The sequence below is a fragment of the Rudaea sp. genome, assembly GCF_057139185.1.
Map to the genome: position 1 here is coordinate 150,967 of NZ_DBNHDN010000031.1, position 12,416 is coordinate 163,382.

General features: G+C 66.6%; 12 protein-coding genes. 7 read left to right on the forward strand and 5 right to left on the reverse strand.

Going from position 1 to position 12,416, the window contains the following annotated elements; all coding sequences use genetic code 11:
• Positions 1-81: 81 nt before the first annotated feature.
• On the reverse strand, positions 82-846 hold the full coding sequence (locus AC16HO_RS11260) for a ComF family protein (protein WP_395643257.1): 765 nt from the start codon (positions 844-846) through the stop codon (positions 82-84).
• 35 nt (positions 847-881) lie between these two features.
• Between AC16HO_RS11260 and bioB the strand changes: the two genes are divergently transcribed.
• From bioB to bioC, 4 genes are all read left to right on the forward strand, one after another.
• Positions 882-1,895, forward strand: a complete 1,014-nt coding sequence (gene bioB, locus AC16HO_RS11265) for a biotin synthase BioB (RefSeq protein ID WP_395643256.1) — start codon at positions 882-884, stop codon at positions 1,893-1,895.
• A gap of 148 nt (positions 1,896-2,043) precedes the next feature.
• Positions 2,044-3,243 carry an 8-amino-7-oxononanoate synthase gene (gene bioF / locus AC16HO_RS11270; RefSeq protein ID WP_395643255.1) on the forward strand — a complete coding sequence of 400 codons (1,200 nt, stop codon included), beginning with the start codon at positions 2,044-2,046 and terminating at the stop codon, positions 3,241-3,243.
• A gap of 8 nt (positions 3,244-3,251) precedes the next feature.
• Positions 3,252-4,019, forward strand: a complete 768-nt coding sequence (bioH, locus tag AC16HO_RS11275; protein WP_395643423.1) for a pimeloyl-ACP methyl ester esterase BioH — start codon at positions 3,252-3,254, stop codon at positions 4,017-4,019.
• Complete coding sequence (bioC, locus tag AC16HO_RS11280) at positions 4,016-4,885, forward strand: malonyl-ACP O-methyltransferase BioC (protein ID WP_395643254.1); 870 nt, start codon at positions 4,016-4,018, stop codon at positions 4,883-4,885. Before bioH ends, bioC begins: the two co-directional genes overlap by 4 nt.
• Before the next feature lie 66 nt (positions 4,886-4,951).
• Here the strand turns inward: bioC and AC16HO_RS11285 are convergent, their stop codons facing one another.
• The 4 genes from AC16HO_RS11285 to AC16HO_RS11300 form a co-directional block, all read right to left on the reverse strand.
• Entirely contained in the window at positions 4,952-5,533 is a 582-nt protein-coding gene (locus AC16HO_RS11285) for a DNA-3-methyladenine glycosylase I (RefSeq protein ID WP_395643253.1), read from the reverse strand.
• On the reverse strand, positions 5,530-5,949 hold the full coding sequence (locus tag AC16HO_RS11290; protein WP_395643422.1) for a ketosteroid isomerase-related protein: 420 nt from the start codon (positions 5,947-5,949) through the stop codon (positions 5,530-5,532). Before AC16HO_RS11290 ends, AC16HO_RS11285 begins: the two co-directional genes overlap by 4 nt.
• A 29-nt stretch (positions 5,950-5,978) precedes the next feature.
• A complete protein-coding gene (locus AC16HO_RS11295; protein ID WP_395643252.1) occupies positions 5,979-6,962 on the reverse strand; it encodes a pyridoxal-phosphate dependent enzyme in 984 nt (327 codons plus the stop codon).
• A gap of 81 nt (positions 6,963-7,043) precedes the next feature.
• Positions 7,044-7,247, reverse strand: a complete 204-nt coding sequence (locus AC16HO_RS11300; RefSeq protein ID WP_395643251.1) for a hypothetical protein — start codon at positions 7,245-7,247, stop codon at positions 7,044-7,046.
• Positions 7,248-7,907: 660 nt separating this feature from the next.
• Here AC16HO_RS11300 and mnmG point away from each other — a divergent pair.
• From mnmG to AC16HO_RS11315, 3 genes are all read left to right on the forward strand, one after another.
• A complete protein-coding gene (gene mnmG, locus AC16HO_RS11305; protein ID WP_395643250.1) occupies positions 7,908-9,791 on the forward strand; it encodes a tRNA uridine-5-carboxymethylaminomethyl(34) synthesis enzyme MnmG in 1,884 nt (627 codons plus the stop codon).
• A gap of 138 nt (positions 9,792-9,929) precedes the next feature.
• Positions 9,930-11,264 carry a TolC family protein gene (locus tag AC16HO_RS11310; protein WP_395643249.1) on the forward strand — a complete coding sequence of 445 codons (1,335 nt, stop codon included), beginning with the start codon at positions 9,930-9,932 and terminating at the stop codon, positions 11,262-11,264.
• Positions 11,261-12,415 (forward strand): efflux RND transporter periplasmic adaptor subunit, encoded by a 1,155-nt coding sequence (locus AC16HO_RS11315; protein WP_395643248.1) that lies wholly within the window; start codon positions 11,261-11,263, stop codon positions 12,413-12,415. Before AC16HO_RS11310 ends, AC16HO_RS11315 begins: the two co-directional genes overlap by 4 nt.
• Position 12,416 lies beyond the last annotated feature (1 nt).

Here is a 12,416-nt window from a genome sequence, read left to right on the forward strand (position 1 = left end):
CTTTCTGCGAGTATACCCAGCCACGACGCGATGGGTAGCTGCGCTGCGCAAACGCCGCGTTCGCGCGGCGTGGTATCGCTGTCAGCGTCGGTGCGGCGCGCGCGCCAGAGCCCAGACATCCACGCGTGCGACGCCGGCGCGCTTGAGCGTGCGCGCACATTCGCGCAGGGTCGCGCCGGTCGTCATCACGTCGTCGAGCAGGACAACATGGGCAGGCCGGGTTGTCGCGAGTCGACTCGCGTCGACCTCGAACGCGCCACGCAGGTTCCTGCGCCGCGTCGCCGCGTCGAGATCCGACTGTGCGGCGGTGGCACGCGCGCGGCACAGCAGGTCCGGTGCGAGTGCGACGTCGAACTCGCGCGCGAGCGGCTTGGCCAGTTCGAGAGCCTGGTTGTAACCGCGTTCGCGCAGGCGCGTGGCGTGCAGCGGCACGGGCACGATCGCATTGGGCAGCGTGGCGCGCGCGCCGTTGGCCAGTGCTGCGATCCACAACTCGGCGAGCACGCGTCCCGCGGCGAGGCTGTGGCCGAACTTGAGTTTGGTCAGCAGCAGGTCGAGCGGGTGGCCGTAGAGATACGGTGCGAACGCCGCGTCGAATGCAGGTTCACTGCGCAGGCATTCACCGCACAACGCGGCAGGGGTGGGCAGGGGCAAGGCGCAACGGGCGCAGGAGGTGCGGTTCGGGGTCAGATCGGCTGCGCACGCGGCGCACAGATCGCGCGAACTTTCGCCGCGCGCGCCACACAGCAGGCAGTGCGGCGGCAGCAGGGCGAACTGCAGCCGTTGCCAAAATCCGTCAACTTCGGTTGGCTGTTTCAGGTTGACAGGGGCGGGGGGGCTGATCACACTGCCGAAAGTCTACGCCCAAACCGATATTCCCGATGTCAGCCACGATCCAAACCCTGCCGGCCGGCGAGCGCGTCAGCCGCGGTGAAGCGCTTGCCCTGTTCGCCCTGCCGTTCAACGACCTGCTTGCGCGCGCGCACGAGGTGCATCGCGCGCATCACGACGCGAACGCGGTGCAGGTCTCGACCCTGCTGTCGATCAAGACCGGCGGCTGCCCGGAAGACTGCGCCTATTGCCCGCAGAGCGCACGCTACGCCACCGGGGTGAAGGCCGAGAAACTCATGTCGCTCGATGCGGTGCTGGAGAAGGCCAGGCAAGCCAAGGCCGCCGGTGCGACCCGCTTCTGCATGGGCGCAGCCTGGCGTTCGCCCAAGGATCGCGACGTGGACAAGGTCGCCGAAATGATCGGCGCCGTGCGTGCGCTCGGCATGGAAACCTGCGCCACGCTCGGCATGCTCAGCGCGCCGCAGGCATCGAAACTGAAATCGGCCGGGCTCGACTACTACAACCACAATCTCGATACCGCGCCCGAGTTCTATGGCGAGATCATCCACACGCGCGAATTCCAGGATCGCCTCGACACGCTGGAAAACGTGCGCACGGCGGGCATGAAGACCTGCTGCGGCGGCATCGTCGGCATGGGCGAATCGCGCGAGCAGCGCGCGGGCCTGTTGCACACGCTGGCGAACTTGCCCGAGCCACCGCAGTCGGTGCCGATCAATCATCTGGTTCAGGTCGCGGGCACGCCGTTGAATGGCACGACGTTGCTCGATCCGTTCGAGTTCGTGCGCACGATTGCGGTGGCACGCATCCTGATGCCGCGCTCGATGGTACGCCTCTCCGCCGGTCGCGCCGAAATGAGCGACGAGTTGCAGGCCTTGTGTTTCTTCGCCGGCGCGAACTCGATCTTCTACGGCGAAAAACTGTTGACCACCGGCAACCCCGACGTCGAGCACGACCAGGCGCTGTTCGCGCGGCTCGGCATTGCGCCGATGCGGGTGGAACTCGAGCCGGGTACGGTGCATGCGGACATCATCGAGGCCGCGTAAGCTTCCCTTCCCCCATCGGCAGAAGATGGCGCGAAGCTCCGGATGAGGGAAGAGCCTTGCAGCATCCTACGGCGCCACAAATTGCAGAGCCCCTCCCTCATCCGCCCTCCGGGTACCCTCTCCCGATGGGAGAAGGGAAGATAGAGGCATGACTCGCCCCGGTATCATCGAGCGTCTCGCCGCGGCGCAAGTCGAACGTGCCCGACAAGACCTGTTGCGTCGCCTGCGCAAGGTCGAGGCGGTCGACGGCGTGCGCATCCAGATCGATGGCAAGACGCTACTCAATTTCGCCAGCAACGACTATCTCGGCCTCGCCCAGCATCCAGCCTTGCAGGAAGCGCTGATCTGCGCGGCGAAGCAGTGGGGCGTCGGCGCGACCGCGGCGCATCTGCTCGGCGGCCATCGCGAAGAGCACGAGGCACTCGAAGACAAGCTTGCCGCGTGGACGCGGCGCAAGTGCGCGCTATTGTTTTCGACCGGCTACATGGCCAATCTCGGCGTGCAGCAGGCGCTGCTCGCGGAAGGCGATGTCTGCGTGCAGGACAAACTCAACCACGCCAGCCTGATCGACGGAGTACGCCTATCCGGTGCGACGCTCAAGCGCTACGTGCACGCCGATCTCGCCAGTGCGAAACGCCAGCTCGAAGCGAGCGCGGACAGCGCGGCACTGCTCGCCACCGACGGCGTATTCAGCATGGACGGCGACGTCGCGCCGCTGGCCGACCTTGCTGCCCTGGGCAAGGCGCAGCAGGCAACGCTGATGGTCGACGATGCGCATGGCCTTGGCGTACTCGGTGACGAAGGCGCGGGCAGCCTCGTCGAGGCGAAGCTGAAGCAGGACGACGCGCCGGTGTTGATGGCGACGCTCGGCAAGGCACTCGGCGTCGGCGGCGCGTTCGTCGCCGGCAGCAAGGCGCTGATCGATGGCCTCGTGCAATTCGCGCGCACGCACATCTACACCACGGCGATGCCGCCGGCGTTGGCGGCCGCGGCCAGCGCCGCGGTCGACATCGCGCGTTTCGAGGACTGGCGTCGCGCCAAATTGCATCGGCTCGTCGCGCATTTCCGCCACGGCGCGGGCGAGCGCGGCATCGAGCTGCTCGATTCGCGCACGCCGATCCAGCCCGTGCTGGTCGGCGCGAGCCGCGCGGCGCTGATCGCCGCGCAGCGACTGGAGGCCGACGGCTATTTCGTGCCGGCGATCCGCCCGCCGACCGTGGCGCAGGGCAAGGCGCGGCTGCGCGCGACGTTTTCTGCGCTGCACGAGGAAGCCGACGTGGAAAGACTGTTGAATGCCCTCGCGCGCGCGATCACGCATGCGCGGCGCGCGATGAAGAAGGATCGTTGAAAAACATGCTGCATATCGAAACGGTCGGCTCGGGTCCCGACCTCGTCCTGATCCACGGTTGGGCCATGCACGGCGGCATCTTCGCGCCATTGACGCCGTTGCTCGCCGAACACTTCCGCGTGCATCTGGTCGACCTGCCGGGCCACGGCTTCAGCCGCGGCGATGCGGGTACGTGCGATCTCGCCATCTGGGCCGAACGTGTGCTCGATGCGACGCCGGCGGCGATCTGGGTTGGCTGGTCGTTGGGTGGTCTCGTCGCGCTGCAGGCCGCGCGAGCGCGGCCCGCGCAAGTGCGTGGGCTGGTCGAGATCGCTGCTTCACCTTGTTTTGTCAACGCGGAGGATTGGAAGTTCGGCGTCGATCTCGCCGTGTTCGCCCAGTTCGCGCTCGGGTTGCGCGAAAACTATCGTGACGCGATCGAACGCTTCCTTGCGCTGGAAACCCTGGGTTCGGCGAATGCGCAGGCCGAACTGCGCGAATTGAAGACGCTCGTGTTCGCGCACGGCGAGCCGGATCTTGACGTGCTCGAACGCGGTCTGAACATGCTCGAGACCAGCGACTTGCGTGCCGCGCTTGCGCAATTGGCGATGCCAAGCCTGTGGATCGGCGGGCGCCGCGACCGGCTCGTGCCGTCCGCGGCAATGCGCTGGGCATCGACACAAAGTGCGCAAAGTGGATTTGTGGAAATTGCGTCGGGGCACGCGCCGTTCCTCAGTCACGCCACGAACGTCGCGCAAGCCATCGGCGACTTCGCGCAGAGGTTGCCGAGGCCATGACGCCGCCGTTCGATGCGCGCCAGGTGCGTCATGCCTTTGGCCGTGCCGCGGCGAGTTACGAGGCGAACGCCGTGCTCCAGCGCGAAGTCGGGCAACGCCTGCTCGAACGCCTCGACTACGTGGCCGCGGTGCCCGCGCGCGTGCTCGACCTCGGCTGCGGTCCGGGTCATGCGGCGCAGGCGATGCGCGCGCGCTGGAAAGGCGCGCAGGTGATCGCGCTCGATGTCGCCTTGCCGATGCTGGATCGCGTGAAGCCCAACTGGCTGCGTCCGCTCGCGCGCGTGAACGCCGACGCGCGCGCGCTGCCGCTGGCCGAGGCGAGCGTCGATGTACTGTTCTCAAACCTGTGCATCCAGTGGATCGATGATCTGCCGGCACTGTTCGAGGAGTTCCGCCGCGTGCTGCGTCCGGGTGGCTATCTCGCCGTATCGACGTTCGGCCCCGACACCTTGCGCGAGCTGCGCGCCGCATGGGCGCAAGTCGACCGCGCGCCGCGTGTGAACGTGTTCGCCGACATCGCCCGCATCGGCGATGCGCTGATGCATGCCGGCTTCCGCGATCCGGTGCTTGACGGCGAGCACTTCACGCTGACCTACCATGATGCGACGACGCTGATGCGCGAACTCAAGGCGATCGGTGCGACCAATGCCGATCCGCAGCGCGCGCGCGGCCTCACCGGGCGTTCGCGTCATCGCCGGGCGGTCGCGGCGTACGAGGCTTTCCGCAGCGATGGTCTGCTGCCCGCCACCTACGAAGTCATCTACGCGCACGCGTGGGCGCCGGACTCCGGCCAGCCGCGCCGCGGACGCGGCGGCGGTGAAATCGCGAGTTTTCCGATCGAGCGCCTGCGCGGTTCGCGAAGGTAGTGCATCGCGCGGACTCCTGCGCGAAGGGCAGATCAGGGTCGCACATCCGCGTGCGCAATCCGCGACTCAAACTTCGCTTTCGCGGAAGCAGGAGACGAGGTGGTCGTTGACCATCCCGGTCGCCTGCATGTGCGCGTAGACGATCGTCGAGCCGACGAAGTTGAAGCCGCGCTTTTGCAGGTCGCGGCTGAGCCGGTCGGACAGCTCGGTGCGCGACGGCACCTCGCCGTGGCCGCGCCGGCGGTTGCGGATCGGTTTGCCGTCGACGAATGACCAGAAGTACGCATCGAGGCTGCCGAATTCTCCGACCACCTTGAGCGTTGCGCGCGCGTTGTTGCGTGCCGACCAGATCTTCTGCCGGTTGCGGATGATGCCGGGATCGAGCAGGCGCTTTTCCAGCGCCGCGTCGGTCATGCGCGCGACTTTGGCGATATCGAAATCATGGAACGCGCGGCGATACGCCTCGCGCTTGTTCAGCACCGTGGCCCACGACAGCCCGGCCTGCGCACCTTCGAGCACGAGGAACTCGAACAGCCTGGCGTCGTCGTGCAGTGGCACGCCCCATTCTTCGTCGTGGTAGCGCACGTAGAGATCGTTGCCGCCTTCGACCCAGCGGCAGCGGGTAAGGGGCCCGGGTTCCATGGTCATCCGGCCACCTGAGCGGTCCAGTCCGGCAGGTTGTAGTAGTTGGTCACGCGCGCGATCCTGCCGTCGCGCACCTCGAAGAATGCACCCGCGGGCAAAACATATTTCTGCCCGTGCGCGGGCGGCAGGCCCTCGTCGGTAGCGAGATATTCGCCGTGCACCACGAACTCCGCGCTTGCCCGCGTGCCGTCGGCGCTGACCATCACGACGATGTCGTGCAGCTGTTCGCGGTAGCATCGTTCCATGTGCGCGAGAAAGGTGGTGAACGCCGGCTTGCCGACTTCGCGCCGACCCTGGTTGATGTCGTGCACGATCTCCTCGTCCAGGCAACCGAGCATGCCGCGCCAGTCGCCGGCGTTGAACGCGGCGTAGTAGCGCTGGATCAGCGTTGCGCTGGTATCGGTCTTGCGTTCCAGCAGTTCGCTCATTGTGTCCTCCGAATGGTGCTTCAGGGCCAAGGCAGTCGATCCAGATCGACGTTGCCGCCGGAGAGGATGATGCCGACGCGGCGCCCGTGAAAAATCCCGGGATGGGCGAGCACGGCGGCAAGCGCGGTCGCCGATGAGGGCTCGACGACGATCTTCATGCGCTCAAGGATCAGGCGCATCGCCGCGATCGTCTGCGCATCCTCGACCGTCAGCACGCGCACACCGTTATCGCGCAGCAAGGCGAGGTTGATTTCGCCGATCATGCCGCGCAGGCCGTCGCAGACGGTGTCCGGCACCATGTCGGTGACGCGTGTGCCGCGGCGCAGGGACTCGCAGGCATCGGCGGCGCCCGCGGGTTCGGCTGCGTAGATTTCGATGCCGGGGTTGAGGGCCTTGGCCGCGATCGCGCTGCCGCCGATCAGGCCGCCGCCGCCGACCGGCGCGACCAGCGCATCGAGGTCGCCGACTTCACGCAGCAGCTCGAGTGCGGCCGTGCCCTGGCCGGCGATGACGCGCACGTCGGTATAGGGATGCACGAGTTCGGCGCCGGTTTCCGCCTGCACCTTCGCCGCCGCGGCTTCGCGTGCGGCGATCGTCGGCGCGCAATAGTGCAGGGTCGCGCCGTAGGCCGCGATCGCGGCAAGCTTGGACTTCACCGCACCTTCGGGCACGACGACGTGCGCGTGGATGCCGCGTGTGTGTGCGGCGAGCGCGAGCGCGGCGCCGTGATTGCCCGAGGAGTGCGTGACCACACCGCGCTTGGCGTCGGCGTCGGTCAACGACCAGACCGCATTGCACGCGCCGCGAAACTTGAACGCGCCGGTGCGCTGAAAGTTCTCGCACTTGAACGCGAGCGATGTTCGAGCGAGTGCATCGATGCTGCGCGCGCCGACGATGGGAGTGCGCGCCGCATGCATGGCGATGCGCTGCGCGGCGTGTTCGATGTCGGCGAAGCCGGGAAAAGCCGCAATTGCGGACGGCGGCGATTGGATTGATTCTGGCATGGGCGCGATCATAACCTGATCGCGCGGCAGCCTCGTGCGCTGCGCCGCAAGCGTGACGGGACGCTCGCGGCTGGCGCAGTTTCAGCGGTCCAGCGGCAGCTTGTTCAATGCGGCGCTGACGTGTGTGTACTTGTTCTGCAGATTCTCGATCGTGATCTGCCTGTCGTTGTCGGTCGCGTACTGGTCGTAGTCTTCCATCACCATTTCCAGGCGTCCCAATTCGATCATCAGGTCGTGCCGCAGATATTGCACACTGCTGATGCTGGCGTGTTGTTCGTTCAACATGACATCCCCCTGCGAGTTCTTCGGCCCCGGAATCGGGTGCATTGGTGAGAAGCAATCACCGTGCCAACTGAACGCCTTTCTGGGGAAATGACGCCGGCACCAATCCGTTCTGACGCCTGCGTCACGGAATTTTCTGTTTTGAACGCGCCAAGGTACAATTTCCGCGGTTCCACGTGTCGGGAACCGCGAAGATTCCGCCAAAGGTGACGTGGAAGGTCAGGATTGGACGAATTGCGAAGGGGGCAGGGGCGGCGCGAGCCGATTCGCCACGCTGTGGAAGTCTTCACGTTTTTATAGCATGTCCCGAGCTATGCTACGGGCACAGTGGGGTCGCTGGGCTTTGCTCCCAGAGGTTTGAGGCGGAAATCCCGCTGCAGAATATAGGGTTACTGGCGCCCGGCATACGGTCCTCTTGGATTCCCCCTGTTCCTAAGACCGCCGGGCGCCAGCCTTTCTTCCTGAAAGCCCTTCGCTACTCCTTGCTGCGTCCTTCGAGTTTTCGCGAATCGGCCCCTGAGCCCAATTGTCAGCGCGCTTGAAGCGGCGGCTGTGCGGTCTTTCGAAGTGCTCGCGAGTAGAAGCAGGGATCATGCCAATTGGCCACTGATATAATTCCTTTTTGATCAACGGAAGAAAGAGCGCGCCCCGCGCCCGATCCGCATGAATTTCGACCCGCAATTCGACGTCATCGTGATTGGCGGCGGTCACGCCGGCACCGAGGCAGCGCTGGCTTCCGCGCGCCTTGGCGCGCGCACGCTATTGCTCACGCACAACATCGAGACGCTCGGCCAGATGAGCTGCAATCCCGCGATCGGCGGCATCGGCAAGGGACATCTGGTCAAGGAAATCGACGCGCTCGGCGGTGCGATGGCGCAGGCCGCGGACCGCGCCGGCATCCAGTGGCGCACGCTCAACGCTTCCAAGGGTCCGGCCGTGCGCGCGACGCGCTGCCAGGCCGATCGCGCGTTGTACAAGGCCGATATCCGCGAACGCCTCGAAGTCCAGCCGAACCTGGCCATCTTCCAGCAGGCCGTGGACGACCTGACCCTGGAAGGGCAGAAAGTGACTGGCGTGGTCACCCAGATGGGCCTGACTTTCCGTGCGCGCTGCGTCGTGTTGACGGCGGGCACCTTCCTCGCCGGCAAGATCCACATCGGTTTTGAAAACTACGCGGGCGGCCGCGCGGGGGACCCGCCGGCGCAACGTCTCGCCGCGCGCATGCGCGAGCTGCCGCTCGCGGTCGACCGGCTCAAAACCGGCACACCGCCGCGCCTCGACGGCCGCAGCATCGACTTCTCCGAGCTGCAGGAGCAGCCGGGCGACACGCCGATGCCGGTGTTCTCGTTCTGGGGCGAAGCCGCGGATCATCCGCGCCAGCTGGCCTGCTGGATCACGCACACCTGCGAGCGCACGCACGAGATCATCCGCGCCGGCCTCGACCGTTCACCTTTGTATACAGGCAGGATCGAGGGCATCGGCCCGCGCTATTGTCCGTCGATCGAGGACAAGGTCGTGCGCTTCGCCGAGAAGGCTTCGCACCAGATTTTCCTCGAACCCGAAGGCCTGGGCACCACCGAGTTCTACCCGAACGGCATTTCCACCTCGCTGCCGTTCGATGTGCAGATTGAACTGGTCCGGTCGATGAAGGGGCTCGAGAACGCGCATGTCACACGGCCTGGCTATGCGATCGAATACGACTACTTCGACCCGCGCGGCCTCAAGGCCTCGCTGGAGACCAAGGCGATAGAGGGGCTGTACTTCGCCGGCCAGATCAACGGCACGACCGGCTACGAGGAGGCCGCCGCGCAAGGCCTGATCGCGGGTCTGAACGCCGCGCGCTCGACGCAGGGCAGGGAGTCGTGGACGCCGCGCCGCGACGAGGCCTACATCGGCGTGCTGATCGACGACCTGATCACCAACGGTACGCGCGAGCCGTACCGCATGTTCACCTCGCGCGCCGAGTATCGTCTCAACCTGCGCGAGGACAACGCCGACCTGCGCCTGTGCGACAAGGGTTTCGAACTCGGCAGTCTCGACGCGCGGCGCTACGATGCGTTCCGGCGCAAGCGCGAGGCGATCGAGAACGAAAGCGCACGGTTGAAAGCGGTCTGGGCGTCGCCGGGCAACGCGCTCGGCCGCGAAATCCATGCGACGCTGGGCATCGAACTTTCGCGCGAAACGCACGCTCTCGATCTGCTGCGCCGCCCCGAGCTCGACTACGCGCGGTTGATGCACGTGCCGGCGCTCGGGCCCGGCGTCGCCGACGCCGGCGTCGCCGAACAGGTGCAGATCACGGCGAAATACTCGGGCTACCTCGAGCGTCAGAACGAGGAAATCGAACGCCAGCGCCGGCACGAAGACACCGCGATTCCGGCGGCGTTCGACTACACGCAGGTGCATGGCCTGTCCGCCGAAGTCATGCACAAACTCCGCTCGGTGCAGCCGCAGACGGTCGGTCAGGCGATGCGCATCGCCGGCGTCACGCCTGCGGCGATCTCGCTGCTGCTCGTGCATCTGAAACGCGGTCAGCGTCGCGTCGCCTAGGTTCGGCCGCACTTCGCCTTTCGTCCCCGCGCCACCGTCAGGCTGTTGCAAGCTTGATCCGGTATCGTGCGCGCCCCGAGGCTAGGCATTCCCGCGTACGGCAGTGCATCGGGCCGAAATCGCGGTTACCCATCCACCATGCGCCGAAGCACGATCCTCCTTGCGCTTCGCCTCTTCCCGCTCGGCTCACTGCTTGCCGTCGCCAGTGCGGTGGTTGCGCAACCCGTCGTCGAGGCGAACCTGAGCCTCAAGCGCGCGCTTGAGCTCATGCGCGCGCGCGACCCGAACCTGCAGTCGGCGCAAGCTGCGGTCGACCAGGCGTTGGCCGACAAGATCAGCGCGGGCGAGCGGCCGAACGCGACACTGTCCTGGTCGACGGGCAAGATCAACCCGGCCGGGCACAACGGCTCCGGCGACTTCTGGAACAAGAGCTACGACACGGTCGTCAGCCTGTCGCAGCCGTTCGAGCGTGGCGGCAAGCGCAGGTACAGGCTGGACCAGGCCGAGGCGAACGCCGATGCGGCGCACGCGGACTACGCCGACAGCGTGCGCGGCGAGCGTCTTGCCGTGACCCAGGCGTACTGGGAACTCAAGCGTGCGGAGGAAAAGTATAAAAATGCGCAGACGCTTGCAACGATCGAGCATCGTTCGATCGAAGCTTCGGAGCAACGCCTGCGTGTCGGCGACATGCCGCGGCTTGATGTCGAACGCATGCGTATCGATGCCGCAGCCGCCGACAACGCGGTGGATTCGACGCTCGGTGCCCTGCGCGACGCGCAGGTTGCGCTCGCTGCGCTGATCGATGTCACCGCGCAATCGGGCGAGCTGTCGGCGCGCGACGATTGGCCGCGCGCGGCCGGAGCACTCGACCCCAGGCTGGACCTCGATGGCGCGAGCGAACCCGCCGAAACCGTGCTCGCGCGCCGCCCCGACATGCTTGCCGCGCTGAAACGCGTGAACGGTGCGGACGCGGCGCTGCGGCTCGCGCACGCGCAAACGGCGCGCGACATCACGATCAGCGGCCAGTATGAGCACAATCCGGTACCGCCGGCGGCGCCCACCGTCGGGCATACCCTGCTCGGTGTCGGCCTGTCGGTGCCGATCTTCACCGGCAGCCAATACAAGGGCGAGATCGCGCGTGCGAGCGCCGACATCGATGCGGCAAAAGCGAATCTCGCACGCGTGCGCGTGGCCGCGCTCGCCGACGTGCACCGTGCGCGCGCCGAACTGCGCGCTGCGGCACGGCGGGCGCACCGCTACGACAGCGATCTGATCCAGCGCGCGCTTTCCACCGAGAAGACGGTCGAGACCGCCTACGCGCGTGGCGGCCTCGCACTTGCCGACCTGCTCGATGCACGGCGCTCGCTCAAGACAACGCAGGACGACGCCACCGACGCGCATGCCGACTTTGCCGAGGCGCTCGCCGCATTGGCTGCGGCCGTGCCCGACGAAAATCAGGGAACGACACCGTGAAGAAACCGTTTGCGAAAACTCCGATCGAGATTGCCGGCGCGACGGTGCTCGCGCTTGCGCTCCTGCTCGGCGCGCTCTGGCTGTTCCGCTCGAAGCCGCAGACGCGGGTCGATGCGCCGAAACCAGCAGTCGCGAACGACACCTTGCACTACAAGGTAGGCGCAGAGCAGCTCAGCTATCTCGACATCGCGCCGGTCGAGGAACTCGCCGCACCGACGACGCAGGCATTGCCGGGCAAGCTAGCCTTTGACGAAGACGTGACCGTGCGCGTGTTCTCGCCGGTGACGGGCCGCGTCACCGAACTTGTTGCCAAGGCCGGTGCCGCGGTGAAGGCGAAGGACGTGCTCGCCTGGCTCAATTCGCCCGACTTCGCCCAGGCGCGCGCCGACGCGCGCAAGGCGCAGGCCGACCTTGCGATGAAACAGAAGGCGCTGTCGCGGACGAAGGAACTCGCCGGTCTCGGCGTGCTCGCACGCAAGGATCTCGAAGGCGCCGAAGCCGATCTGGGCCAGGCACAGGCCGAGCTCGATCGCGCGCAGAGTGTGTTGAAGAACCTGGATCCGACCGGCAACGACACGCGCTACGCGCTGCGTGCGCCGATCGCCGGCATCGTCGTCGACCGCACGATCAATCCCGGCCAAGAAGTGCAGCCTGGTGCGGCAAATCCGCTGTTCATCCTCACCGATCCGTCGAAGCTGTGGGTGAACTTCGAGTTGTCCGAGCAGGATATGGCGAAGGTCCACAATGGCCAGAACATCCGCATCGATGTCGATGCGATCGCGGACCAGCATTTCGCCGGGCGCGTCATCTACGTCGGCGCCGCGCTCGATCCGGCGACGCGCCGCATCGCCGTGCGCGCCCAGGTCGAGCAGCCGGATCCGCGCCTCAAGCCGGAGATGTTCGCGCGCATCAGCCCGCTCGAAGACGACGCGCGCAAGGAGATCGCGGTGCCGGACTCGGCGCTGGTCAGCATCGGTCTGCACCACTATGTCTTTGTCGAGGAGGCGCCGGGCACGCTCAAGCGCCGAGCAGTGCGGCTCGGCGTGATCGGCGAGCGCGTCGCCTACGTCACGGCCGGCTTGCAGGCCGGCGAGCGCGTGGTCACGCGCGGCGCGGTGCTGCTCAATGCCGAGCTGGGTCAGGCCGAGTGAT

Bases quoted from the DNA above. Each gene is read 5' to 3' on its own strand.
- AC16HO_RS11295 (WP_395643252.1), bottom strand. From the start codon at position 6,962: ATGCCAGAATCAATCCAATCGCCGCCGTCCGCAATTGCGGCTTTTCCC.
- AC16HO_RS11310 (WP_395643249.1), top strand. From the start codon at position 9,930: ATGCGCCGAAGCACGATCCTCCTTGCGCTTCGCCTCTTCCCGCTCGGC.
- bioB (WP_395643256.1), top strand. From the start codon at position 882: ATGTCAGCCACGATCCAAACCCTGCCGGCCGGCGAGCGCGTCAGCCGC.
- AC16HO_RS11285 (WP_395643253.1), bottom strand. From the start codon at position 5,533: ATGACCATGGAACCCGGGCCCCTTACCCGCTGCCGCTGGGTCGAAGGC.
- AC16HO_RS11300 (WP_395643251.1), bottom strand. From the start codon at position 7,247: ATGTTGAACGAACAACACGCCAGCATCAGCAGTGTGCAATATCTGCGG.
- bioC (WP_395643254.1), top strand. From the start codon at position 4,016: ATGACGCCGCCGTTCGATGCGCGCCAGGTGCGTCATGCCTTTGGCCGT.
- bioF (WP_395643255.1), top strand. From the start codon at position 2,044: ATGACTCGCCCCGGTATCATCGAGCGTCTCGCCGCGGCGCAAGTCGAA.
- mnmG (WP_395643250.1), top strand. From the start codon at position 7,908: ATGAATTTCGACCCGCAATTCGACGTCATCGTGATTGGCGGCGGTCAC.